This window comes from Burkholderia sp. MSMB1826 (genome assembly GCF_001526325.1).
In the GTDB taxonomy this organism is placed as follows: Bacteria; Pseudomonadota; Gammaproteobacteria; order Burkholderiales; family Burkholderiaceae; genus Burkholderia.
In genome coordinates this window covers 13863-39227 of sequence record NZ_LOYN01000021.1, presented here as the reverse complement: position 1 = coordinate 39227, position 25365 = coordinate 13863, and the positions used below count along the sequence as shown (strand labels likewise).

Annotated in this window: 20 protein-coding genes; 15 read left to right on the top strand and 5 right to left on the bottom strand. The window is 70.6% G+C overall.

The features are described from left to right. From WS95_RS12120 to WS95_RS12110, 3 genes are read left to right on the top strand one after another with little or no spacing between them, the layout of a single operon-like run. On the top strand, window positions 1–984 hold the full coding sequence (locus tag WS95_RS12120) for a FecR domain-containing protein (RefSeq protein ID WP_059824033.1): 984 nt from the start codon (window positions 1–3) through the stop codon (window positions 982–984). A 55-nt stretch (window positions 985–1039) separates the two neighbouring features. Beyond that, window positions 1040–3607, top strand: coding sequence for a TonB-dependent siderophore receptor (locus WS95_RS12115; RefSeq protein ID WP_059782703.1), 2568 nt, complete (start codon window positions 1040–1042; stop codon window positions 3605–3607). Between the two features lie 56 nt (window positions 3608–3663). After that, on the top strand, window positions 3664–4419 hold the full coding sequence (locus WS95_RS12110) for a hypothetical protein (RefSeq protein WP_059824031.1): 756 nt from the start codon (window positions 3664–3666) through the stop codon (window positions 4417–4419). 15 nt (window positions 4420–4434) lie between these two features. On the opposite strand, the gene WS95_RS12105 is transcribed toward WS95_RS12110, so the two are convergent. Next, window positions 4435–5325: a LysR family transcriptional regulator gene (locus tag WS95_RS12105; protein WP_059824029.1), complete on the bottom strand. Its 891-nt coding sequence runs from the start codon at window positions 5323–5325 to the stop codon at window positions 4435–4437. 113 nt (window positions 5326–5438) lie between these two features. Between WS95_RS12105 and WS95_RS12100 the strand changes: the two genes are divergently transcribed. Further along, on the top strand, window positions 5439–5864 hold the full coding sequence (locus WS95_RS12100) for a VOC family protein (protein ID WP_059824063.1): 426 nt from the start codon (window positions 5439–5441) through the stop codon (window positions 5862–5864). A 131-nt stretch (window positions 5865–5995) separates the two neighbouring features. Continuing rightward, window positions 5996–6580, top strand: coding sequence for a flavin reductase family protein (locus WS95_RS12095; protein WP_034207012.1), 585 nt, complete (start codon window positions 5996–5998; stop codon window positions 6578–6580). Window positions 6581–6613: 33 nt separating this feature from the next. On the opposite strand, the gene WS95_RS12090 is transcribed toward WS95_RS12095, so the two are convergent. Next, window positions 6614–7510 (bottom strand): LysR family transcriptional regulator, encoded by an 897-nt coding sequence (locus WS95_RS12090; protein ID WP_034207013.1) that lies wholly within the window; start codon window positions 7508–7510, stop codon window positions 6614–6616. A 97-nt stretch (window positions 7511–7607) separates the two neighbouring features. Here WS95_RS12090 and WS95_RS12085 point away from each other — a divergent pair, with 97 nt between their 5' ends. From WS95_RS12085 to WS95_RS12075, 3 genes are read left to right on the top strand one after another with little or no spacing between them, the layout of a single operon-like run. After that, window positions 7608–8906, top strand: a complete 1299-nt coding sequence (locus WS95_RS12085) for a CitMHS family transporter (RefSeq protein ID WP_059782711.1) — start codon at window positions 7608–7610, stop codon at window positions 8904–8906. A gap of 40 nt (window positions 8907–8946) precedes the next feature. Beyond that, window positions 8947–10305: an acyclic terpene utilization AtuA family protein gene (locus WS95_RS12080; RefSeq protein ID WP_059824061.1), complete on the top strand. Its 1359-nt coding sequence runs from the start codon at window positions 8947–8949 to the stop codon at window positions 10303–10305. Beyond that, a complete protein-coding gene (locus WS95_RS12075) occupies window positions 10305–10616 on the top strand; it encodes an AtuA-related protein (protein ID WP_034207016.1) in 312 nt (103 codons plus the stop codon). The genes WS95_RS12080 and WS95_RS12075 overlap by 1 nt, the downstream gene beginning before the upstream one ends. A 187-nt stretch (window positions 10617–10803) precedes the next feature. Here WS95_RS12075 and WS95_RS12070 read toward each other — a convergent pair whose 3' ends face one another. After that, complete coding sequence (locus WS95_RS12070; protein WP_006481850.1) at window positions 10804–11733, bottom strand: phosphatidate cytidylyltransferase; 930 nt, start codon at window positions 11731–11733, stop codon at window positions 10804–10806. Window positions 11734–11770: 37 nt separating this feature from the next. Further along, window positions 11771–12403, bottom strand: coding sequence for a lysophospholipid acyltransferase family protein (locus tag WS95_RS12065; RefSeq protein ID WP_059782716.1), 633 nt, complete (start codon window positions 12401–12403; stop codon window positions 11771–11773). Window positions 12404–12871: 468 nt separating this feature from the next. Here WS95_RS12065 and WS95_RS12060 point away from each other — a divergent pair, with 468 nt between their 5' ends. The 4 genes from WS95_RS12060 to WS95_RS12045 are packed head-to-tail and all read left to right on the top strand — an operon-like array spanning window position 12872 to window position 17164. Continuing rightward, window positions 12872–13477 (top strand): CDP-alcohol phosphatidyltransferase family protein, encoded by a 606-nt coding sequence (locus tag WS95_RS12060; RefSeq protein ID WP_034207018.1) that lies wholly within the window; start codon window positions 12872–12874, stop codon window positions 13475–13477. A gap of 59 nt (window positions 13478–13536) precedes the next feature. Continuing rightward, on the top strand, window positions 13537–15306 hold the full coding sequence (locus WS95_RS12055) for a bifunctional alpha/beta hydrolase/class I SAM-dependent methyltransferase (RefSeq protein ID WP_059824028.1): 1770 nt from the start codon (window positions 13537–13539) through the stop codon (window positions 15304–15306). Continuing rightward, window positions 15303–16715 (top strand): phosphatase PAP2/dual specificity phosphatase family protein, encoded by a 1413-nt coding sequence (locus tag WS95_RS12050; protein ID WP_059824026.1) that lies wholly within the window; start codon window positions 15303–15305, stop codon window positions 16713–16715. The genes WS95_RS12055 and WS95_RS12050 overlap by 4 nt, the downstream gene beginning before the upstream one ends. Further along, window positions 16715–17164 (top strand): hypothetical protein, encoded by a 450-nt coding sequence (locus WS95_RS12045; protein ID WP_059824025.1) that lies wholly within the window; start codon window positions 16715–16717, stop codon window positions 17162–17164. The genes WS95_RS12050 and WS95_RS12045 overlap by 1 nt, the downstream gene beginning before the upstream one ends. 16 nt (window positions 17165–17180) lie before the next feature. Here the strand turns inward: WS95_RS12045 and WS95_RS35735 are convergent, their stop codons facing one another. Next, on the bottom strand, window positions 17181–17549 hold the full coding sequence (locus WS95_RS35735) for a diguanylate cyclase domain-containing protein (RefSeq protein WP_257139735.1): 369 nt from the start codon (window positions 17547–17549) through the stop codon (window positions 17181–17183). Window positions 17550–17919: 370 nt separating this feature from the next. On the opposite strand from WS95_RS35735, the gene bcsB reads away from it, so the two are divergent. From bcsB to WS95_RS12025, 3 genes are read left to right on the top strand one after another with little or no spacing between them, the layout of a single operon-like run. Further along, the gene (gene bcsB, locus WS95_RS12035; protein WP_059824022.1) at window positions 17920–20247 is read left to right on the top strand and encodes a cellulose biosynthesis cyclic di-GMP-binding regulatory protein BcsB; all 2328 of its coding nucleotides are present in this window, start codon (window positions 17920–17922) and stop codon (window positions 20245–20247) included. A gap of 3 nt (window positions 20248–20250) precedes the next feature. Next, the gene (bcsZ, locus tag WS95_RS35730) at window positions 20251–21480 is read left to right on the top strand and encodes a cellulose synthase complex periplasmic endoglucanase BcsZ (protein ID WP_059824020.1); all 1230 of its coding nucleotides are present in this window, start codon (window positions 20251–20253) and stop codon (window positions 21478–21480) included. Then, complete coding sequence (locus WS95_RS12025; protein ID WP_059824018.1) at window positions 21465–25349, top strand: cellulose synthase subunit BcsC-related outer membrane protein; 3885 nt, start codon at window positions 21465–21467, stop codon at window positions 25347–25349. The genes bcsZ and WS95_RS12025 overlap by 16 nt, the downstream gene beginning before the upstream one ends. Window positions 25350–25365: the final 16 nt, after the last annotated feature.

The window sequence follows — 25365 nt, the reverse complement described above, 5'->3', positions numbered from 1 at the left end:
ATGGCCGCCCCGGGAGCGCCGGCGGTGCCGCCGCACGTCGCACGTCGCGCGGTCGAATGGTGGGTCGACCGGCAGTCCGGCCGGACGGACGATGCGTTCGTCGCCGCGCTCGCGCGCTGGCGCGCGGAGGATCCGGCGCACGACGCGGCGTGGCGTCACATCGAAGCGATGCAGGGCCGGTTCGATCGGCTGGCGGGCGGGCTTGACGCGCAAGCCGCGCATGCGGCGTTGCTGCCGAAGCGGGCGGGCCGCCGCGCAGCCGTGAAGGCGCTGGCCGTGCTGCTGTTCGCGGGCGGCGCCGCATGGATGGCCGAGCCCGCACGGCGCGCGGCGATCTGGCCGGCCGACCTGCGCACGGCCGTCGGCGAGCGGCGCACGGTGACGCTCGCGGATCGCACGGTCGTCGTGCTCGATACCGGCACGGCGCTCGACGTGCGCTTCGACGACGCGGCGCGGCGCCTGCACTTGCTGCGCGGCACGATCATGGTCACCAGCGGTCACGACGGGCGTGTGCCTGCGCGGCCGCTCGTGGTCGCGACCGCACAGGGCGAGTTGCGGCCGCTCGGTACGCGCTTCGCGGTGCGGCAGCGCGACGGTGCGACGCGCTGCGAGGTGTTTGCCGGCGCCGTCCGGGTGCAACCGGTCGATGCGTCGGCCGGCACGCGCGTGATCGCGGCCGGAGAGGGCGCGGATTTCACGCGCGCCGCGATCGGGGCGGCGGCGCCGCTCGATCCGTACGCGTCCGCGTGGACGGGCGGCATGCTCGTCGCGTCGCGTATGCGGCTGGCCGATCTCGTCGCCGAACTCGACCGCTATCGGCGCGGCAGCCTGCGCTGCGATCCGGCCGTGGCCGATCTGCGCGTGTCGGGCACCTATCCGCTCGACGATCCCGCACGCGTGCTCGATACGCTGACGGCGACGCTGCCGATCGACGTCCACTACCTGACGCGTTACTGGGCGACCGTCGTGCCGGCCCGTTCGTGAGCGCGCCGAAAATTTTTTTTCGCCGACCTGAGCTGTTTCTCGATGTTCGCGTGACATGGGTCATGAACACAGCACTGGCCCATCGTCCACCGACTCCCCGATCATGGCTTCCATCCGTCTCACGTATCGGCGCCGTCCGGCGCCCGCCCGTCGTCTGCCGTGCGCGTCGCGCCCGGCCACGCCGGCCCCGTTTGCCCGCCGGCTGGCCGGCGCCGTCCTGCTGTCGGCACTGCTGCCGCTGCCGGCGCTGGCCGACACCGATGCCGATGCGGCGCCCGCCGCGCAGCGGGCGTCGCGTCGCGCGTTCGACATTCCGGCCGGCCCGCTCGAAGCGGTGCTGAACCGGTTCGGCCGCGACGCGGGCATCCTGCTCGCGTTCCCGGCCGACCTGACGGCCGGCCTGACGAGCGGCGGCGTGCACGGCCGGTTCGACGTCGACGGCGGGTTCGACCGCCTGCTCGCCGGCACGGGGCTCGTCGCGCTGCGCCAGCCGGGCGGCGGCTACACGCTGATGCGGGCGGACGGTTCGGCGGCCGCGCTCGTGGCGGCTGGCGCCGCGCCGGCCGCCGAGTTGCCGACGATCGACGTGCGGTCCAGCGCATTGCGCGCCGAAAGCTATCGTGCGCCGAAGGAAGCGGGCGTGCTGCGCACCGACGTGCCGCTGCTCGATACCGCGCAGGCCGTCAACATCGTGCCCGCGCAGGTGCTGCGCGACCAGCGGCCGCGCAATCTCGACGACGCGCTCGGCAACGTGAGCGGCATCACGCAGGGCAACACGCTCGCGGGCACGCAGGACACGATCATGAAGCGCGGCTTCGGCGGCAACCGCGACGGCTCGATCATGCAGAACGGCATGCCGCTCGTGCAGGGCCGGGCGTTCAACGCGGCGACCGACAGCGTCGAGGTGCTGAAGGGGCCGACGTCGCTGCTGTACGGGCTGATGGACCCGGGCGGCGTCGTCAACGTCGTCAGCAAGCAGCCGCAGCTCACGCGCTACAACGCGATCTCGCTCGGCGCGTCGACGTTCGGGCACGGCAAGAACGGCGGCAGCGCGACCTTCGACTCGACCGGGCCGGTCGGCGATTCGCGACTCGCGTACCGGCTGATCGTCGATCAGTCGAACGAGCAGTACTGGCGCAACTTCGGCGAGTACCGGCAGACCTTCGTCGCGCCGTCGCTCGCGTGGTACGGCCGCGATACGCAGGTCGTGGTGTCGTATCAGTACCGGAAGTTCCATTCGCCGTTCGATCGCGGCACCGCGCTCGATCCGCGCACCAATGCGCCGCTCGACATTCCCGCGCGGCGGCGCATCGACGAGCCGTTCAACGACATGGACGGCGAATCGCATCTCGCGCAACTGAGCGTCGATCATCAATTCAACGCGGACTGGAGCGCGCATGTCGGCTACAGCTACAACCGCGAAACTTACGACGCGAACCAGTTGCGCACGACCGGCGTCGATCCGGTGAAGGGCACGCTGACGCGCAGCAACGATGCGACGCACGGGTCGCTCAGCACCGACAGCTACGGGATCGGCTACGTGACCGGCAAGCTGACGCTCGCGGGGATGCGGCACGACGTGCAGGTCGGCTTCGATACCGAATACCGCCGCATCTATCGCAAGGACATGCTGCGCCAGGCCGTGAAGACGCCGTTCAGCTACGTCGATCCGGTGTACGGGCTGCTGCCGCCGTCGAGCACGGTGTCCGCGAGCGACAGCGACCAGACCGACACGCTGCACGATGCGTCCGCGTTCTTCCAGGATACGGTCCACCTGACCGACAAGTGGATCGTGTCGGGCGGCCTCCGCTACATTACCTACAACCAGGTCGCGGGACGCGGCCGGCCGTTCACCGCGAACACCGATCTCAGCGGCTCGAAGTGGTTGCCGCGCGCAGGTGTCGTCTACAAGTGGACCGATACGTTCTCGCTGTACGGCAGCTATTCGCAGTCGCTGAAGCCGTCGTCGTCGATCGCGCCGATGACGGGCTACGTGATCGACGGCGCGACGCCGCCCGAGGAAGCGACCGCGTGGGAAGTGGGCGGCAAGCTCGACCTGCCGGGCGGGATGACGGGCACGCTCGCGCTGTTCGACATCGACAAGAAGAACGTGCTCGTGTCGCAATACAACGACGCGACGAAGCTGACCGACTGGCGCACGTCGGGCAAGGCGCGCTCGCGCGGCATCGAGCTCGACGTGTCCGGCAAGATCGGCGAACGCGTGAACGTGATCGCGAGCTACGCGTACATCGACGCGAAGACGACCGAGGATCCGCTGTACACGGGCAACCAGCTGTGGAACGTCGCGCGTCACACCGCATCGCTCGCGGCCGTCTACGACTTCGGCACGGTGGCGGGCGGCGACGACCTGCGCATCGGCGCGGCCGCGCGCTACGTGGGCGCTCGGCCCGGCGATTCGGCGAACAGCTTCACGCTGCCGTCGTACGTGCTCGCCGATGCGTTCGCGACCTACGACACGCGGATCGGCAAGCAGAAACTGTCGTTCCAGTTCAACGTGAAGAATCTGTTCAATCGCACGTATTACCCGTCGAGCGCGAACCGCTACTTCGTCGCGATCGGCGACGCGCGGCAGGTGTCGCTGCTGACCACGCTGCAGTTCTGACCATGCAATCGCCGCGCGGCCGTTACGCCGGCGCGCGGCCTCGGAGAGGAATCCAGATGAATCTGAAGACGAAGACCGGTGCGCGCCGCCGCTTGTTGCGCACGATCGCGGGTGCGGTGCTCGCGCTGTCCGCGGGCGTCGGTGTCGGTGCCGGCGTGTCGGCACCCGCATTCGCCGCCGATGCACCGCAGCCCGTCACGCGCGTCGCGATGCTCGTGCAGTTGCACGGCCCGAACCTGAAGGTCGACGAACGCATCGGCCAGCATCTCGGCGAACGCGGCTACGCGGTGCGCCTGATCGACGAGGCGGCCGCGCCCGATGCGGCGCGCGACGCCGATCTGGTGGTGATCTCGTCGACGGTATCGTCGAAGAACGTGCGGCCCGGCTGGCGCACGCTCGACAAGCCGCTCGTGACGTGGGAAAACGACCTGCTCGACGATCTCGCGATGACGGGCAAGCGGCACGACGTCGACTTCGGCGAAACGGGCAAGGAGCGTTACCTGTGGCTCGTCAATGCGCCGCATCCGATGGCGGCCGGGCTGCCGGCCGGCGCGACGAACGCGTACGGCAAGCAGGCGCCGATGAGCTGGGGCAAGCCGGGGCTCGGCGCGATCACGATCGCGACCGTGTACGGGCAACCCGACAAGGCCGCGATCTTCGCATACGAGAAGGGCGCGACGATGGACTACGAAACGCTCGCGCCGGCGCGCCGCGTGATGTTCTTCCTCGACAACGACACGTTCACGAACCTGTCACCGGCCGGCGTCGCGCTGTTCGACGCGGCGGTGGATTGGGCGGCCGGGCGGCGCTGAGCCGCCACGCGTCGATCACGCGGCCCGCGGCGGCGGGCGCCGACGCGACGCGGCGTCGATCAGTCGCGCGAGCGTCTGCGCGGGTTCCGACATCGTGCGCCGGGCGCGATGCACGAGCCCGATGTCGCGGTGAAACGTGTGATGCCCGAGATCGATCGCGCGCACGCCGGCCGGCCAGCGGCGATACCCGGCGGTTTGCGGCACGATCGCGACGCCGACGCGGTTCTCGACCAGCTTGACGATCGCGTCGAGCTCGTCGAGTTCGCAGGTGTCGCGCACCGCGATGTGCATCTTGCGCAGAAAGCGGTCGACCTGGCGGCCGCCGAACGACCCGCGGTCGTAGCGCACGAACGGCTCGCGCGCGAGCAGCGCGGCCCAGTCCTTGCCCTTCACGCCGCGCGGCACGATCAGCCGGAACGGTTCCTGCGCGAGTGTCGTCCAGTGCAGGTCGCTCTGCAGCGCGAACGGCGGGCGGATGATCGCGGCCATGTCGATTTCGCCCGTGTCGACCCGGTTGACCAGCTCGATCGACAGCCCGGGTATCACGCGCGTCCGGCACGCGGGATGCAGGCGATGAAACTCGGCCAGCGCGGCCGGCAGCAGCGCGCTCTGCACCGAGGCGATCGCGCCGATCGTCACGCGCATCGCGGCCGGCGAGCCGGGCGCGGTCGAACTCAGGTTCTCGTACAGGCCGATCAGCGCCTGCGCCTGGTCGAGCACGTGATGGCCCCGCTCGTTGAGCCGCGCCGATCGCCCTTGCCGATCGAACAGCGCGAAGCCGAGTTCGGCTTCGAGACGCTGCATCTGCGCGCTCACGGCCGCTTGCGTGAGCCCGATACGATTGCCGGCCGCGGCAAAGGTGCCTTCGCGGGCGACGGCGACGAGGGTTTTCAGTTCGCGGATCATTCATCGATTCCGTTTATGAATCGCGAAATTATATATTGATTTAATTTTTGCTCGGCCTTGTCTACCATGGTGCCGTCCTCGCGCCACGCGAGCATTTCTTTCACGAGGCCATCATGAGTCTTTCCCCGTTTCACCTGGCGATTCCGGTCTACGACCTGCCGGCCGCGCGCGATTTCTACGGCCGCGTATTCGGGCTCGAGGAGGGCCGCTCGAGTGCACAGTGGGTCGACTTCGACTTTTACGGGCATCAGCTCGTGATCCACGAGCATCCGAAAACCGCCTCGCAGGAAGGCGCACATACGAATGCGGTCGACGGTCACGACGTGCCGGTGCCGCATTTCGGGATCGTGCTCGACTGGGCGAGCTGGGAAGCGCTGGCCGAACGCTTGCGCGCGTTCGGCGTGACTTTCGCGATCGAGCCGTACGTGCGGTTCCAGGGGCAGGTCGGCGAACAAGCGACGATGTTCCTGTTCGATCCGTGCGGCAATGCGCTCGAATTCAAGGCGTTCCGCGACATCGGCCAATTGTTCGCGAAGTAACCGGCAGCGGCGCGGCGCCGATTGAAATTGGGTGCGAGAATGCGGCCTGCGGCCCGGCCGCGCGCAGCTGCGACGGCCGGCGCCGCGCCGCACGGCATCCGTCCGTGCGCGTCGTTCTCCAAGGAACCCGTATGGACAATCACATCGCTCCGGTGGAGCTGAAGAAAGCCTACCGCCTCCTCAATCACGGCCCGACCGTGCTCGTGTCGGCCCGCCACGACGGCGTCGACAACGTGATGGCCGCCGCCTGGGCGTGCGCGCTGGATTTCCTGCCGCCGAAGCTGACCGTCGTGCTCGACAAATCCGCGAAGACGCGCGAGCTCGTCGAGCGCAGCGGCACGTTCGTGATCCAGGTGCCGACGGCCGCGCAACTGCAGCTCACGCATGCGGTCGGCAGCCACAGCCTCGCGGAGCGGCCCGACAAGCTGCGCGAAGCGGGCGTCACGCTGTTCGACGTCGCCGGTCACGACCTGCCGTTCGTCGCCGGCTGCTCGGGCTGGCTCGCGTGCCGGTTGATTCCGGAGCCGCACAATCAGCAGACCTACGATCTGTTCATCGGCGAGGTGATCGCCGCGTGGTCCGACACGCGCGTGTTCCGCGACGGCCACTGGTATTTCGAATCGGCCGACCCCGCGCTGCGCAGCCTGCACTACATCGCGGGCGGCAATTTCTATGCGATCGGCGAATCGCTGCACGTCGATCCGGACGCGCAGTAAGCGCCGGACGGACTGTCCCCGATCGGGCGCGCTTCATGCGCGCTTTTTCAGTTCGGCGAGCATGAGGTCGGCGAACGTCTGCGCGACGCGTGGCAGCGTGCGCCCGCGCTTCGCGACGAGCGCGATCGGCCGTACGAACGCGCGATCGTCGATCGGCTTCGCGACCAGGTCGGGCTCGGCGCGCACCTCGCGTGCGGTCGCGGGCAGGATCGTCACGCCGAGGCCGCCGCGCACCATCGCGACGGCCGTCATCATGTAGGTGGGCTCGCACGCGATGTCGGGCGTGCAGCCGGTCGCTTTCAACGCGGCATCGACGACGCTGCGCACGCTCGTGCCCTGCGCGGTGAGCACGAGCGGCACGCCGGCGACGTCGGCGGTGCTCACGCGGCGCTTGCGCGCGAGCGGATGATCCTTCGGGCATACGGCGACGAGCCGGTCGGCGCCCGCGTACAGCACCTCCAGCGACGCATCGAACATGTCGCCGCCGGTCAGTCCGAGATCGGCTTCCTCGTTGCGCACCAGCGCGGTGACGAGGCTCGCGACGCCGTCGCGGATCTCGAAGCCCGCGCGCGGCACGTCGCGCCGGAACGACTGGATCAGCTCCGGCAGCACGCTGGACGCGAAGGTCGGCAGGCACGCGAGCCGCACCGTGCCGCTCGTGCCTTCGCCGAGCGCGCGCGCATCGCGCAGCACGCGCTCCATGTCGTCGAGCGAACGCTGCAACAGCGGCAGTAACTCGCGCCCGGTCTGTGTGAGCGCGACGCTGCGGCTGTTACGGTCGAACAGGCGCGCGCCGACGATGTCCTCGAGCCGGCGGATCTGCACGGTCAGCGCCGGCTGTGACAGATGCAGCCGCGCGGCGGCGCGCGTGAAGTTGCCGGCGTGCGCGACGGTGACGAACGCGCGAATGTCGCGAAGATTCAGATCCATAACGCTTCGTGATTGCTGCGATCAAATCATTTCAATTGTGCTATCGCTGCGCCGACCTTACGCTCGTCTCCAACAAAAGACAAGGTAGGAGACACCGATGCTGCCGTTACTCGGGCTGGGCACGATCGTCGTGCTGCTGGCCGCGATTCTGTCGAAGCGGATGTCGCCGCTCGTCGCGCTGATCGTCGTGCCGATCGCCGCGTCGCTGCTCGGCGGCTTCGGGCTGCACACCAGCAAGTTCGTCATCGACGGGCTGAAGGGGCTCGCGCCCGTCGTCGGGATGTTCGTGTTCGCGATCCTGTATTTCGGGACGATCACCGACGCCGGCACGCTCGATCCGATCATCGACCGGATCCTCGGTGCGGTCGGCACGCGGCCGACGCGCATCGTGATGGGCACGACGCTGCTCGCGCTGCTGATCCACCTCGACGGCTCGGGCGCCGTCTGCTTTCTCGTGACGATTCCGGCCGTGCTGCCGCTATACGACCGATTGAAGATGGACCGGCGCGTGCTGGCCGCTGCCGTGTCGATGGCCGCGGGCATCAACTTCCTGCCGTGGACCGGGCCGATGATCCGCGCGTCCGCGTCGCTGCACCTGCCGGTGTCGGCGCTGTTCAATCCGCTGATCCCGGTGCAGGCGATCGGGCTCGTGTTCGTGTTCGGCGTCGCCTACTGGCTCGGGCGGCGCGAGGAGAAGCGGCTCGGCCTGTCGCGCGACGATGCGTCGATTCCATTGCCCCGACGCGAACTGACGGCCGACGAGCAGGCGCTGCGCCGGCCGCACCTGTTCTGGTTCAACCTCGTGCTGACGCTCGTCGTGCTCGGCACGATGGTCGTGATGGGCGAGAAGATTCCGCCCGCGATCATGTTCATGGTCGGGCTGTGTGTCGCGCTGATGGTGAATTACCCCGACGTCGACATGCAGCGAAAGCGCATCGACGCGCACGCGCGCGCCGCGCTGATGATGGCCGGCATCCTGCTCGCGGCCGGCGTGTTCACCGGGATCATGCAGGGCAGCGGGATGCTGAAGGCGATGGCGCAGGCGGCGGTCGGCTTCGTGCCGCCGTCGATGGCGGGCCATATCCCGGTGGCGCTCGGTCTCGCGTCGATGCCGCTCAGCATGTTGTTCGATCCCGATTCGTTCTACTTCGGCGTGCTGCCGGTGATCGCGGAGGTGGCCGGCCAGCTCGGCGTGCCGGCCGTGCAGGTCGGGCAGGCGGCGCTGCTCGGCCAGATGACGACGGGGTTCCCGGTCAGCCCGCTCACGCCCGCGACGTTCCTCGTCGTGGGCCTGTGCGGGATCGAGTTGGCCGAGCACCAGAAATTCACGTTTCCGCTGCTGTTCGGCGCGTCGATCGTGATGACGATCGCCAGCGTCGCGCTCGGCATCTTTTGATTCTTCCCGGCGACGCGTGTCGCCGGACGACGCTACGGACATGACAGCCATGCAAACTGAACGACGCGTGCGAATCGGCGCGGGCGCCGGCTACTCGGGCGACCGGATCGAGCCCGCGGTCGAACTGGCCGAACACGGGCAGCTCGACTATCTGGTGTTCGAATGCCTGGCCGAGCGCACGATCGCGATCGCGCAGCAGGCGCGCCGCAACGATCCGGCGCTCGGCTACGATCCGCTGCTCGACGCGCGGATGCAGGCGGTGCTGCCGGTCGCGGCGGCCAGGCGCGTGCGCATCGTATCGAACATGGGCGCGGCGAACCCGCGCGCGGCCGCACGACGTACCGCGCGGATCGCGCAGTCGCTCGGCATCGCGGGGCTGAAAGTCGCGGCGGTCGAAGGCGACGACGTGCTCGACGTCGTGCTGCGCGGCGCGTTCCGCTTCGAGGAATCGGGCGATGAAGTCGCCGCGTATCGCGAGCGCATCGTGTCCGCGAACGCGTATCTCGGCGCCGCGCCGATCGTCGATGCGCTCGCGGCCGGCGCGGACGTCGTGCTGACCGGCCGCGTCGCCGACCCGTCGCTGTTCGCCGCGCCGCTGATCCACGCGTTCGGCTGGCGGATGGACGACTGGGACACGCTCGGCCAGGCGACCGTCGTCGGCCATCTGCTCGAATGCGCGGGGCAGGTGACGGGCGGCTATTTCGCCGATCCCGGCTACAAGGACGTGCCGAATCTCGCGCGGCTCGGCTTTCCGATCGGCGAGGTCGCGGCCGACGGCTCGGTCGTGATCACGAAGGTGCCGCATGCGGGCGGCCGAGTGAGCGCGGCGACCTGCAAGGAACAACTGCTCTACGAGATTCACGACCCGGTGCGCTATCTGCAGCCCGACGTCGTGGCCGATTTCACGCGCGTCGCAGTCGCCGAGGAAGCGGTCGATCGCGTGCGCGTGACGGGCGGGCGCGGCGCCGCGCGGCCCGATACGCTGAAGGTGTCGGTCGCGTATGTCGACGGCTGGATCGGCGAAGGCCAGATCTCGTACGGCGGCCCGGGCGCGCTCGCGCGTGCGCGTCTTGCGCTCGACATCGTTCGCGAGCGGCTCGCGCTGACCGGCGTCGCGGCGAGCGAGCTGCGCTTCGACCTGATCGGCGTCGATGCGCTGTACGGCGACGCGACGCCGGCCGGACGCGGCAAGCCGGCCGAGGTGCGCGTGCGGGTGGCCGGCCGGGCGGCGACCGCCGCCGAAGCCGCGCGGATCGGCAACGAAGTCGAGACGCTCTATACGAACGGGCCGGCCGGCGGCGGCGGTGCGTTCAAGTCGACGCGCGAGGTGATCGCCGTGCAGTCGGTGCTGCTGCCGCGCGCGGCCGTGACGCCGTCGTTTTCATTCGTGGAGGCCTGATGCAACTGCGTGAACTCGCGCATGCGCGCACCGGCGACAAGGGCAATACGCTGAACGTGTCGGTCATCTGCCGCGATCCGCGTCATTACGACCATCTGCGCACGCATCTGGATGCGCAGACGGTCAAGGCATCACTGGCGGGCATCGTCCACGGCGACGTCGTGCGCTACGAGTTGCCGGCGCTCGGCGCGTTCAACTTCGTGCTGCGCGATGCGCTCGGCGGCGGGGTGACGCGCTCGCTCGCGCTCGATGCGCACGGCAAGTCGATCAGTTCGGCGCTGCTCGCGATCGAGGTGCCGGATCCGGCGTGACACAGGCGTAGTGCCGGGACGGGGCCGGGCGCTCACGGCATCGGGTACGCGCGGCGGCTAGGCCATCCACGTGCACTGGACGGTGAAGTTCGACGCCGCGCGCGGGCGTCAAGGCGTGCCGAAGGCGCTGCGCGGCGGATACTGAGTCGCCGTGCGCCGGAATGGGCGGCGTTACGCCGCCCACCCCTCACACGTACAGGTAGCGCACGAGGTGGAAGAACACCGGCGCGGCGAAGCAGATCGAATCGACGCGATCGAGCATGCCGCCGTGGCCGGCGATCATCGAGCCCCAGTCCTTCGTGCCGAGCGAGCGCTTGACGGCCGACAGCACGAGCCCGCCGACGAAGCCCGCGATGACGATCGCGAGCGAGATCCCGAACGCCGCGCCGAAGCTGAACGGCGTCACGCGATACAGCGAAGCGCCGCACAGCGTGGCCAGCAGGCCGCCGCCGACGAAACCCTCGATCGTCTTCGACGGCGACAACTGCGGCGCGATCTTGCGGCGTCCGAACAGTTTGCCGACCACGTACTGCAGCACGTCGCTGATCTGCACGACGAACAGGAAGAAGAACAGCAGCAGCGCGTTCTGCCCGGCGTAGCGCGGAATGTCGAGGATCAGCACGGCCGGCGCGTGGCTCAGCCCGTACACGCACACCATCAGCGCCCAGTTGATCTTCGCGTTGCGGCTCAGGAATTCGCGCGTGTCCTGCGTGAGCGCCGATACGAGCGACATCGCGAAGAACAGGTGCACGGGCACGAAGATCGAATACATCCCGTACCAGTTGATCCCGAGCAGCAGGTATTGCACGGGGATCGCGACGAAGAATGCGATGAAGAGCGTCGTATGGTCGCTCGCGGTGGTCGGCGTGAGCGTGATGAATTCGCGCAGCGTCAGGTACGACAGCAGCGCGAACACCAGGTACGTGACGTTGTTGCCGAGGCCGATCGCGACGGCCATGATCGCGATCATCGCCCACCATGCGCGGATGCGCTGGTTCAGGTTGACGATGGTCGCGCTCGTGCCGCCGCTGCGCGCGCCGAGGATCGCGCCGATCACGGTCGCGACGACGAGCACGCCCGTGACGCCCGCGACCAGTTCCCAGAAGAGGGTTCGCATGGTTGATGTCCGGAAAAGGGAGAAGGGGGCGCCGCGTTCAGCCGGCCGGCCGCTGCGGCGGCGCGAGCGCGATGACCGCGTCGCGCATGCGGGCGAGGAACGTCGGCTTGTCTTCCTGAGCGCCGAGCGCTTCGTTTGCGCCGAAATGCACCTTGCAGATCAGCGGCACGGGCCAGATCGCGCCCTTCGGCATGATGCGCTGCAGGTTCTCGAGATAGACGGGCGCGAGCGCGACGTCCGGGAACTCGGTCGCGAGATGGAACAGCCCGCTCTTGAACGGCTGCGGCAGCACGTCGGCGCCGCGCGTGCCTTCCGGGAAGATGATGATCGAGTGACCCTGGCGCAGCGCATCGCGCACCGGGTCGAGCGGGTCGCCACCCGATTCGCGATGACGGTCGATCAGCACGACGTTCAGCAGCTTCTGCGCGATGTGGCGCTTCAGGTTGCTGCTGTCCCAGTAGTCGCGCGCGGCGACCGGCCGCACGACCGCGCGCACGTCGCGCGGCAGCGCGGCGAGGATCGCGAGCGTGTCGATGTGGCTCGTATGGTTCGAGAAATAGATCTTCTGCGTCGGCGACGGCGGCGCCTGATGCCAGACGGGATACGCGCCGGCGACGAGCCGCACGATGGACAGCAGGAAGTCGCGCTGCCAGACGTTGAGGACGTTCATCGGTACACCGGCTCCTGCATGCATGCCCGGCCCGCTGCGCATGCGCGGCGGACGGAACCCCGGAATGCCGGCGCGGCAGGATGCGCGCCGGATCGCTCTCGTTTACATTTTTTCAAGTTCGTGGCTGCCTGTCGCAGGTCCGCGATGATCGGACGATTCGCCGTCGCACGCTGTTGCGTCGCGGCGAATGCGCCGGACGGCGGCGTGATAATCGGCTGTTGCACGCGTGCCCGTCTGCAGTTCGAATCGATCTCGCCGCGATCGGGCCAGCGGATTATCGCGAGTTTCGAAGAAAAACGCCAGATTGGCGCCGCACGTGCGGGCCGGCCCGCATGCTTGACGCAGCGAGGCCGCTCGGCGACGATGAGGGCCGTTCAATCCAGGCCGGCGACGGCCGTTTCGCCGCCCGGGGCATCGCGGCGGGAAACGTAGCCGGCCGCGCCGCGCGAATAATACGAATACGAAACGATGAGCCTCTACGCACTCAAACCCAAATTCCAGGACCGTCTGCGCCCGTTCGCCAATGCGCTCGCCGAACGCGGCGTCACCGCCAACCAGGTCACGCTGTTCGCGGCCGGCGGCTCGATCGTCGTCGGCGCGCTCGCGGGGCTCGGCGTGTTCGCCCGCGTGCTGTTCCTGCTGATTCCGTTGTGGCTGTTCGCGCGGATGGCGCTCAACGCGATCGACGGGATGCTCGCCCGCGAGCACGGGCAGAAGAGCACGCTCGGCGCGTACCTGAACGAGCTGGGCGACATCGTGTCCGACGTCGCGCTCGTGCTGCCGTTCCTCGCCATTCCCGCGTTCGCGCCGGCGGACGTGTGGCTGTTCGCGCTGACGGCGGTGATCGTCGAATGCGCGGGGCTGATCGGCCCGCTCGTCGGCGCGACGCGCCGCTACGACGGCCCGTTCGGCAAGAGCGACCGGGCGCTGGCTCTCGGCGCGTTCGCGCTGTGGATCGGCTTGGGCTTGCCGGTCGGCAGTGTCGCCGCATGGCTGTGGCGGCTGCTGATCGTGCTGTCGATCGTGACGGCGGTGCGGCGCGTCCAGGCGGGCATTGCCGAAGCGGGCGGCTGACGGGGCGGGCGCCGGAGGGCGGCGCTACATGATTCGAACAACGAAACGAGAGAGATCGCATGAGCACACGCACGGCCCGTGAGGCCGACTTCGTCACGCACGACGGTCAAACGCTGTTCTATCGACACTGGCCCGCGACGGGCGCACGCTGCCGCGGCGCCATCGTGCTGCTGCATCGCGGGCACGAACATTCGGCGCGGGTCGCGCACCTTGTCGACGAGCTCGACCTGCCGGATTTCGCTTTTTTCGCGTGGGACGCGCGCGGCCACGGCCGCTCGCCGGGCGCGCGCGGCTACAGTCCGAGCGCGGCTGCGTCGGTGCGCGACCTGCAGACCATCGTCGAGCATATCCGCGACACGCACGGCATCGCGATCGAGGAGATGGCCGTGGTCGGCCAGAGCGTCGGCGCGGTGCTCGCGGCGACCTGGGTGCATGACTATGCGCCGCCGATCCGCGCGCTCGTCGTCGCGTCGCCGGCGTTCCACATCAAACTCTACGTGCCGTTCGCGCGGCCGGGTCTGCGGCTGATGCACAAGCTGCGTGGGCTGTTCTACGTGAACAGCTACGTGAAGCCGAAATTCCTCACGCACGATCCGGAACGTATCGCGAGCTACGCGTCCGATCCGCTGATCACGCGGCCGATCGCGGTCAACATGCTGCTCGACCTGCACGACACCGCGCGGCGGATCGTCGCCGACGCGGCCGCGATCACCGTGCCGACGCAATTGCTGATCTCGGGCGCCGACTGGGTCGTGCATCGCGGCCCGCAGGACCGCTTCTTCGAACGGCTCGGCTCGGCGCGCAAGGAGCGCATCGTGCTGCCGGGCTTCTATCACGACACGCTCGGCGAGCGCGACCGTGCGCAGGCGCTCGCGCCGCTGCGTGCGTTCGTGCTGCGCGAGTTCGATGCGCCGAGCCCGCGCGTGTCGCTCGCGGATGCGGACCGGCGCGGCGTATTCCACGACGAATACGCGGCGCTCGGCCGGCCGCCGGCCAACGTGTTCGCCCGTGCGTACTGGGCACTCGCGCGCGCCGGCCTGAAAGCCGGCGGCGCGCTGTCGGACGGCATCGCGCTCGGGCTGCGGCTCGGCTTCGATTCGGGCTCGACGCTCGACTACGTGTACCGCAATCGCGCGCAGGGGAGATTCGGCGTCGGCGCGCTGATCGACCGCACGTATCTCGATTCGCCGGGCTGGGTCGGCATCCGCCAGCGCAAGGTGCATCTGCAGGAATTGATCGGCGCGGCGATCGGCCGCCTGCGCGGGCACGGCTCGCCGGTGCGGATCGTCGACATCGCGGCCGGCCACGGGCGCTACGTGCTCGACGCGATCGCGATGGCCGCCGAGCGCGACGGCGCGGCGCCCGACGACATCACGCTGCGCGACTACAGCCCGCCGAACGTCGAGGCCGGGCGCGTGCTGATCGCGCAGCGCGGTCTCGAGCCGATCGCGCGCTTCGAGCGCGGCGACGCATTCGACGAGGCGTCGCTCGTGACGCTCGAGCCGCGGCCGACGCTGGCGATCGTGTCGGGCCTGTACGAGCTGTTCGGCGAGAACGCGCTGATCGAGCGCTCGCTGCGCGGGCTCGCGCAGGCCGTGCCGCCGGGCGGCTATCTCGTCTATACGGGGCAGCCGTGGCATCCGCAGCTCGAATTCATCGCGCGCGTGCTGAACAATCACCGCGGCGAGTCGACCTGGGTGATGCGCCGCCGTTCGCAGGCCGAAATGGACGAGCTCGTCGCGCGGGCGGGCTTCCGCAAGCTCGACCAGCGGATCGACGAGATGGGCATCTTCACGGTCAGCCTCGCGCAGCGGGTCGACGCGTCATGAGCGCGCTCGGCGGCGGCGCGGGCGCGCGGGGCGGGCTGGCCGAGCCGGCGGCGGCCGGCGCGCGCGACGCGTCGTTCGCGCTGCGCGTCGGCTGGCTCGCGGCGATGGGCGCCGTGTTCTTCTCGACGTACGGCTTCGCGAACTGGCTCGCCGCACGCCGCGCCGCGGTGCCGACGTTCGCGTTCGGCTGGGAGCATGCGATCCCGTTCGTGCCGTGGACGATCGTGCCGTACTGGTCGATCGACCTGCTGTATGCGCTGTCGTTCTTCTTCTGGACGCGCCGCGACGATCTGCTCGATCACGTGAAGCGGCTGTTGACTGTGCAACTGGTGTCGGTCGCGTGCTTCATCGCGTGGCCGCTGCGCTTCGGCTTCGAACGGCCCGACGCGGGCGGCATGGCCGGTGCGTTGTTCACGCTGCTGATGGGTTTCGACAAGCCGTTCAACCAGGCGCCTTCGTTGCATATCGGCTTGCTCGTCGTGCTGTGGGCCGTCTATGCGAAGCACCTGCGCGGCACGTTCGTGCGGGCCGTGCTGCATCTGTGGTTCGCGGCGATCGGCGTGTCGGTGCTGACGACCTACCAGCATCACGCGATCGACGTGCCGACCGGTGCGGCCGTCGGTTGTCTCGCCCTGTTCCTGTTTCCGCTGCGCGATGCCGCGGGCCGATTGCCGGGCACCGATGCGTTGCCGTGCGCGGCCGGTCGCGCGCTCGCCCGCCGCTATGCGTTCGGCGCCGCGCTGGTCGCACTCGCGGCGCTGGCGTGCGTGCCGCGCGCGCCGGGCTGGGCGCTGGCGGCAGGGTGGGTCGCGCTGGCGCTCGCCTGCGTCGCCTGGGCTTACCGGCGCGGTGCGCCCGACGCGTTTCAGAAGGATGCGCACGGGCGGTTTCCGGTCTTCATCGGCTGGCTGCTCGCGCCGACGATCGCCGGCGCGTTCGTCAATTCGCGGTTGTGGACGCTCCGGCAGCCGGCGCCGGTGCGGATCGACGAACGCGTGTCGATCGGCCGTACGCCGACGACGCGCGACATCCGGCGCCACGGCTTCACCGCGCTGGTCGACCTGACCGCCGAGATGCCGCGCTGGGCCGCGGCCGATGCATCGTTCGCGTATGCGTGCGTGCCGCAGCTCGACCTCGTCGCACCGACGGCGGCGCAGCTCGCGCGGGCCGTCGCGGCGCTCGAACGCCTGCATGGCGAGGGGCGCGACGTGCTGGTCTGCTGCGCGCTCGGCTACGGGCGCAGCGTGCTGTGCGCGGCCGCCTGGCTCGCGGCGCGGCGCGGGCTGACGAATGCGCGCGATGCGCTGGCCGCGGTGCGCGCGGTCCGGCCGCACGCGGTGTGGTCGGAGGAGGGCGTGGCCGTGCTGCAGCAGTGGATCGATCGCCGTCGCGATGGGGAGCACGGGTGATGCGCGATCCGTCCGCCCCGTTCAGGATCGCCACCGCGCGCGGCGCGCTCGATGCGGGTGCGTGGGCGATCGCGGCCGCGCTGGTCGCGGCCGGCGCCGGCGGGTGGACCGCGGCCGGTTGGCCGGCGACGCTCGCCCGCGTGCTGCTGGCCGCCGTCAGCACGGGAGCGGGGATCGCAGCGCTGTGGTACGCGGTGCGCATCGAGATCGATCGGCGGCTGTTCGCCGCGTTGGTGCAGGCGGCGGGAGGTCATGCATCGGTCGACGATGGGCTCGCGGCGCTCGACCGCGCGCTCGTCGATCTGGGCTGGATCGACGCAGCGAAGGCCGGGCGCACGCTCGACGCGCGTGTGCGCGGCGCGGTCGGGCTGTGCCGGGCCGCCGTGCTCGTCGCGGTCGTGCAGTGGATCGTCGTCGGGATCGCGATCGCGGTGCGGCCGATCGGCTAGCGATGCATGCCAGGCGTCATGCGGGCGCGGAGCGCTGCGACCGCGTTCGCCTGGCTTCGTACATCGCCTGATCCGCCCGCTCGATCAGCGCATTCGTGTCGGCGCCGTCGTCCGGCGGCGTCGCGATCCCGATGCCGACACCGAGCCGCAGCGCATGTCCGTCGAATCCGAACGATTCGCCGGCCTGCCGTGCAAGCCATGTGCTTCGCACATGCGCGGAGGACCGGGCGGTGGGGTCGACGATTTGATCCAGGTCAGTTTTCCACGAAGAAAATCCGTCGCGCGGCGCGCGCTTGCGGTAGCATACGCGCCGCTTGCGGCAGCGTGTTCCGGGCGGTCTGCAAGGATCGCGGCCGGGGCACGGCGAGCCGTACGGCGCCGGCAATTCGCCGTTCCGGCCGTCCGGCGGGCAACGGCGAAATTCTTGCCATTCATGCTTTCCGTGCAGTATTTCCGACCGAATTGAGGGTTTTTTTGCTTCTCAGTCGCGAATCGCGGTGAGTTTCGTTCTATTTTTGAGATAGTGTGACGAATGGACGGGCGCCGGTGCCAGGCGCTTCGCCACGCGACGAACGGGTCATTGAAGAATCCGCCGCGTCCTTCCGATAAATCAATCAGGCCATATACGCGTTACGCGACGCGCAACATACATGAGGGGAAGCAGAGGGGATGTGCACTCACGGGCATAGCTGCTTTGCGCGCGTCGGTTCCGACGCGCAGGACGACCGGACGATCGTGACGCCGCGGAGCCGCGCATGAAGCCGGCCGTGTCGCTGTTCGTCCTGGCGGCCGCGATGACCGGCGCCTTTCACGCGGCCGTGCTGTCGGCCGCGCCGATGCCGACGGCCCCGGCCGCCGCTTCGACGGCCGCTGCCGGTCACGCGGCGGCGCCCGATGCCGCGCCGGCCGCGGTGCCCGCGACGGCGCCGACGTCGGCCAGCGCGCCGGCCGCCGGGCTGCCGGCGACGACCGTGCATGTGCCGTTCGCGTCGCTCGGCGCGTTCGATCCGCTGCGCCTGCGCGGCGCCGACGACGCACGCACGATCAACGCCGGCGTGCGGCTCGATCGCGTGATCACGGGCGCGCGGTTGCGCCTGACCTACGCGTATTCGCCGTCGCTGGTCTTTCCGCTGTCGCACCTGAAGGTATCGGTGAACGGCGAGGTGGTCGCGACCGTCCCGTTCGACGCCGCGCGCGCGGGCCGCACGGTGACGCAAGAGATCCCGATCGATCCGCGCTACTTTTCCGACTTCAACCAGATCGGCCTGCGCCTGATCGCGCACTACACGCTCGATCACTGCGAGGATCCGGCGAACTCGGCGCTGTGGGCCGACGTGAGCCCGACGAGCGAGCTGATCCTCGACGAATCGCCGGTGCGCTTGCCGAACGATCTCGCGCTGCTGCCCGCGCCGTTCTTCGACCGGCGCGACAACGGCCGCGTGCGGCTGCCGTTCGTGCTGCCGGCCGCGCCCGATTCGGCGACGCTGCGCAGCGCGGGCGTGCTCGCGTCATGGTTCGGTGCGCTCGCCGACTACCGGCATGCGCGCTTCCCGGTGTCGGCCGCGTTGCCGGCCGACGATCAGGCCGTCGTGGTCGGTACGGCCGCGACGCTGCCGGCCGGTTTCGCGCTGCCGCCGGTCGATGGCCCGCTGCTCGCGGTCGCCGACAACCCGGCCGCGCCGGGCCGTAAGCTGCTGGTCGTCACGGGCCGCACGGCGGCCGAAGTCGACGACGCGGTCGCGACGCTCGTGCTCGGCCGCGCGGCGCTGTCGGGACCGGCGGCGACGGTCGCGCACGTCGATCTCGGCGCGCCGCGCAAGCCGTACGACGCGCCGCGCTGGCTGCCGGTGAATCGGCCGATCGCGTTCCGCGAACTCGTGAACGACCCGCGCCAGCTGGAAGTGCGCGGCACAACGCCCGACGCGATCCGGCTGAACCTGCGCGTGCCGGCCGATCTGCATTCGTGGAACGGCGCGGGCGTGCCGATCACGCTGCGCTACCGCTATACGGCGCCGACCGTACAGGACAATTCGACGCTCGCGGTCGAGATCAACGATCAGCTCGTGAAGTCGTACCGGCTCGGGCCGGCTCATGCGGAGGACGCGCACGGTCGCATGCAGCTGCCGCTGCTGGCGGTGCCGGAAGGGCGCGTGACGAGCGACGTCGACATTCCCGCGTTCCGCGTCGGCAGCGGCAACCAGCTGCAGTTCCGCTTCACGCTCGATTCGCAGAAGACGGGCCTGTGTTCGAGCACGGCCACCGAGCCGCAGCGCGCGGCGATCGATCCCGATTCGACGATCGACTTCTCGCACTTCGTCCATTACGCGCAATTGCCGAACCTCGCGTTCTTCGCGAACAGCGGCTTCCCGTTCACGCGCTTCGCGGACCTGTCGCAGACGGCCGTCGTGATGCCCGACCGGCCGTCGCCGCAGGAACTGGAGGCCTACCTGACGATGCTCGGCCACATGGGCGAATGGACCGGCTTCCCGGCGCTGCGCGTGCAGGTCGCGCGGCCCGGCGACGTCGCCGCGCTGTCGGGGCACAAGGATCTGCTCGTGATCGACGGTTCGCCGGCGTCGCCGCTGCTCGCGCACTGGCGCGCGGCGCTGCCGCTCGCGATCGGCGAGCAGGGCGGCGCGGGCGCGACGCGCGTCGCGTTCACGGTGAAGGAGCGCTGGCGCAACGGCGTGGGCGTCGCCGACGGCGGCGCGCACATCGAACAGACCGGCCCGCTCGCGGCGCTCGCCGGGTTCGAGCTGCCGGGCAGCCGCGGCCGCAGCGTCGTCGCGCTGACGGCGACCGACCAGCGACGCCTCGGCGATCTGCTCGACGTGTTCGAGAACGCCGGACTCGTGTCGCAGTTGCAGGGCGACCTCGCGCTGGTGCGGCCGGGGCAGGTCGACAGCCTGCGGGTCGGCGAGCCGTACGTGGTCGGCTTCGTGCCGTGGTATGCGCGCGTGTGGACGCAGGCGGCGCGGCATCCGGTCGTGCTCGGCGCGGTCGGTGTCGTCGCGGGGCTGCTGCTCGCGCTCGGCGTGTTCAGCGTGCTGCAGCGGATTGCCGCGCGTCGACGGGGGATGTAACGGATGGCGCGGGCAATGACGAAGCGACGGGCAACGCGGCCGGCGCGGCGTGTCGGCGCGATGCTCGCGCTGGCGGTTGCGGTGACGTGCGCGGCGGCCGGCATGGCCACGCGCGCGCACGCCGCCGGGGCCGGCGCAGCCGACGCGGCGGCCGCGGGATGCGGCGCGGCGTGGCCGCGCTGGGAGGCGTTCAAGCGCGATTTCATCTCGGCGGACGGCCGCGTGATCGACGTCGGCTCGGCCGATTCGCGCACGGTATCGGAGGGGCAGGCGTATGGACTTTTCTTCGCGCTCGTCGCGGACGACCGGCGCATGTTCGACACGATCCTCGCATGGACCGAGAACAACCTCGCGCAGGGCGACCTGAGCGCGCATCTGCCGGCGTGGCTGTGGGGCCGCGCGCCCGACGGCGCGTGGCGCGTGCTCGACGCGAACGCGGCGTCGGACGCCGACCTGTGGATCGCGTATGCGCTCGTCGAGGCCGGCCGGCTGTGGCACGAGCGCAGCTATACGGCGCGCGGCGCGCTGCTCGCGAAGCGCGTGCTCGACGCCGAGACGGCGACCGTGCCGGGCCTCGGCCTCACGCTGCTGCCGGGGCCGACCGGGTTCAAGCTGGCCAACGGCCAATGGCGCGTGAATCCGAGCTATTCGCCGCCGCAGGTGATTCGCGCGCTCGGTGCGCGGCTGCCCGACGACCGTCGCTGGGCCGCGCTGGCATCCAGCACCGGGCGCGTGCTGCTCGACACCGCGCCGAAGGGCTTCTCGCCCGACTGGGCGTTGTATCGCGCGGGCAAGGGTTTCGGGCCCGATCCGGACACGCAAGCGCAGAGCGCGTACAACGCGATCCGCGTGTACTTGTGGGCCGGCATGCTGGACCGCGCCGATCCGCTCGCCGCGCCGCTGCTCGCGCGCTTCGCGCCGTTCGCCGACCATATCGCCGCGCACGGCGCGCCGCCGGAGCGGGTCGATACGACGACGGGCGTCGCGGGGCCGAACGACGGCAACGGCGGATTCTCCGCGGCGGCCGTGCCGTTTCTCGACGCACGCGGCCAGCACGCGCTCGCGGATGCGCAGGCGGCCCGCGTCGACACGCTCGCGCGCCAGTCGGCGCCCGGCTATTACACCAGCGTGCTGACGCTGTTCGGCCTCGGTTGGCGCGACGGCCGCTACCGGTTCGGTGCGGACGGCACGCTCGACACCCGCTGGGGAGGCGGCTCGTGCGCCGCCCGCTGAAGTGCGCCGTGCCTCACGTCGCGGGATTCGCGTGGCTCGCGTCGTCGGTGTGCGCGGCGGCGCCGGGCGCCGCGTCGGGCGCGGCGATGGCGAAACCCGCGGCACCGGCGGCCTCGGCTGCGGCCGACGCGCGGCGCGAGCTCGACACCGCGCGGATGTGGGGCATCAAGCATCGCGACGATCTCGCCCGCGATGCGCTGCGCAAGGGGCTGCTGATCGCGCCGGGCGATCCCGATCTGCTGGCCGAACAGGTGCGCGTGCTGCTGCGGCTCGGCGACGCGAAAGGCGCGCAGGCCTCGCTGGCGCGGCTGCAGGCGCAGTCGCCGAATGCGCCCGCCACGCGGCGGGTGGCCGACGAATACCGCGTAGCGACGAGCGGGCGCGGCGAGATGGCGCAGATCCGGCTGCTCGCGCGCAGCGGCCGCGCCGACGAGGCGGCCCGGCGGATCGTCGCGTTGTTTCCGAACGGCGCGCCGGCGGGGGCGCTCGGCGCCGAGTATTACCAGATCGTGTCGAATGCGCCGGGCGGGCGCGAGCCGGCGATCGTCGCGCTGCGGCGCGCGGTCGCCGCCGATCCGCGCGACACGAGCGCATCGATGGCGCTCGCGCGGCTGTTGAACCAGCGCGACGGCACGCGCGCGGAAGCGAACCGGATCGCAGCGTCGCTCGCGAAACGCGCCGACGCGGACCATACGGAAGCGATGGCGCTGTGGCGGCGCGTGCTGCAGTCGGCCGGCAGCGATCCCGCGTATCTCGATGCGCTGCAGGCCTATCTCGCGCTCGCGCCGGACGACACCGAATTCCGCGATCGCGTCGCCGGCCTCGAGCGGCAGCGCGATGCGCAGCGCCGGCTCGAACGCGATCCCGACTACATCGCGCAGCAGCGCGGGTTGCAGGCGCTCGCGCGCGGCGACCTGGCCGCCGCCGATCCGCTGCTCGCGCGCGCCGCGCGGGCGCGCGCGGACGACGCCGATGCGCTGGGCGGGCTCGGCCTGCTGCGTCTGCGCGAAGGGCGGCACGACGAAGCGCGCGCGCTGTTCGCGCGGGCCGCGACGCGTGCGACCGACCAACGCGGCAAATGGCTGGGCCTCGCGCGTACCGCGCAGTTCTGGGGGCTGCTCGCCCAGGGCCGCGAAGCGGCCGGTGCGGGACGCGCGCGGGATGCCGAACGCGCCGCGCGTGCGGCGCTCGCGATGCAGCCGGACAACCCGGACGCGAAGCTGCAGCTCGCCGATGCGCTGCTCGCGCAGCGCGACTGGGCGCAGGCGGAGCCGCTGCTGCGCGGCTTGCTGGCCGCCCGCTCGCCGAGCCTGTCGGCCGTGCGCGACACGGCCACGCTGTATGAAAACACCGGCCGTGCGGACCGGATCGGCCCGTTGCTCGACGCGCTGCAAGGGCGCGTGACGGGCGCCGACGATCGCCGCGCGCTCGACGGCCTGCGCGGCGACCTGCTCGCGAAGGAGGCGCGCGCGCTGGCCGACAAGGGCGCACGCGGGCCGGCCGCGCAACGCTACGAGGCGGCCGTGCGCGCGGCGCCCGACGCGCCTTGGACGCGCTTCGCGCTCGCGCGCCTCTATCGCGACATGGGGCTGCCGCAACTCGGCCGCACGGTGATGGACGACGGGCTCGCCCGCAGCGACACGCCCGAGATGCGCTACGCGAGCGCGCTGTACCGCAACTCGCTCGACGATGTCGCGGGCGCGCAGGCCGCGCTGGCGCCGGTCGACGATGCGCACCGTTCGGACGGCATGCGCGCGCTGGCGCGCAAGCTCGATGCCGAAAGCGCGCTGGCCGACGCGCGCGGCGCGCACGCCCGCGGCGACCGCGCGGCATTCGCCGCCACGCTCGCGCACGCGCAGGCGAGCGCGCCGGACGATCCCGACATGCTCGCCGCGATCGGCGCGCAGTGGATCGACGCGGGCGAACCCGAGCGCGGCCTCGCGCCGCTGCACGACTGGATCGCCGCGCATCCGCGCGAAGCCGACGCGGACGTGCGACTGCGCTACGGCGACCTGCTCGCCAGCGCCGGTCGCGGCGATGCGCTCGCCGCGTGGCTCGACACGCTGAGCCGCGACCCGGCGCTGACGCCCGCGCAGACGGCGCGGCTCGAGGATCAGTCGCTGCGGCTCGTGTTGCGGCAGACCGACGATGCGATCGCGCGACAGGACTATGCACGGGCGCGCACGCTGCTCGATCGCGCGAGCCCGGCCGGCCGGGCGGACAAACGTTACGCGCTCGAACTCGCCGATCTCGAACGCGCGCAGGGTCATTACGACGCCGCGCGCGATGCGCTCGCGCCGGTCGTGGCGCGCACGCCGGACGACGCCGATACGCAGCTCGCGCTCGCGCGGATCGACGAGGACAGCGGCAACCGCGCCGCCGCCCGCACGCGCGTGCTCGCGGTGCTGGCGCGCACGCCGGACGACGACGTCGACACGCAACTGTCGGCCGTGCGCCGCCTGAACGCGCTGCGCAGCCCGGACGCCGCCGTGCAGGTGACCGACCGGCTGCAGGCCGCGTATCCGGCACGCGCCGACGTGACGGTGGCGGCCGGGCGCGTGGCCGAGGCGCAGGGCCGCTATGACGACGCGGCGTCGCTGTACCGGCTGTCGCTGTCGCAGGAACGCACGGCGGGCGTGAGTCCGGGCCGCGACGGGCTGACGCCCGCGCAGGCCGCGTTCGCGGAACTCGAACAGCGGCGCAATCCCGAGATCGAGACCGGCTGGATGCCCGCGTACAAGTCGGGCGACGAAGGCATTTCGTCGTATCGCGCGCAGCAGGTGCCGATCTACCTGCAGATGCCGATCCGCTACGACGGACACGCGTTCGCGCAGATCGACACCGTGCACCTCGACCCGGGCACGCTCGACATGAGCGATCCGGACGCGTATTCGCTGAAGACGTTCGGCACCTATGCGGCGCTCAGGGCACGGACGAATCCGCCGGCCCCCGCGCTGCTCGCGAATCCGCCGGGCTCGCTGCACCAGTCGACGACGGGCGTCGCGCTCGGCGCCGGCTACCTGTCGGACGCGTGGCGCGTCGATCTCGGCACGTCGCCGCTCGGCTTCCCGGTGCATTACCTCGTCGGCGGCGTGCGCTATCGCTTCGACGCAGGCCCCGCGAGCTTCTCCGTGAATGCATCGCGGCGGCCGGAAACGAGCAGCGTGCTGTCGTACGCGGGGATGCGCGACCCGTGGACGGGCGCGGTGTGGGGCGGCGTGCGCCGCGACGGCGTGAACCTGCGCGCGTCGGTCGACGTCGGCCGCACGAACCTGTTCGCGGAACTCGGCGCGGGCGTGCTGTCCGGCCGCAACGTCGAGCGCAATGCGGAAGTCACGCTGCGCACCGGCTTCACGGTGCCCGTGTACGAGCGCGCGACGATGAAGGTCAGCACCGGGCTCGTCGGCAATGCGTGGCACTACGCGCAGAACCTGCGCTACTACACGTACGGGCAGGGCGGTTACTACAGCCCGCAGCGCTATCTGTCGCTCGGCGTGCCGATCGAATGGGCGGGGCGGCACGATGCGCTGTCTTGGGATCTGACCGTCACGGGCGGGATCTCGAACAGCTACGAGAAGGATTCGCTGTATTACCCGACGTTCTCCGACCAGCGCGCCGCACAGGTGGCCGCCGGGTTCGTGTACGCGGGCAGTTCGACGCGCGGCGTGTCGTTCTCGTACGGCGTGAACGGCATCGTCGAGTATCGCGTGAACCCGCACCTGAGCGTCGGCGCGCAGTTGCACATCGACCGATCGCACGACTATGCGCCGAGCTCGGCGCTCGTCTACCTACGCTATGCGTTCGATGCGCGCGCGCCGCGCAACTGGCTCGTGACGCCGACGCCCGTGCGGCTTTATTCGGATTACTAGGGACGAGGGGAACGCC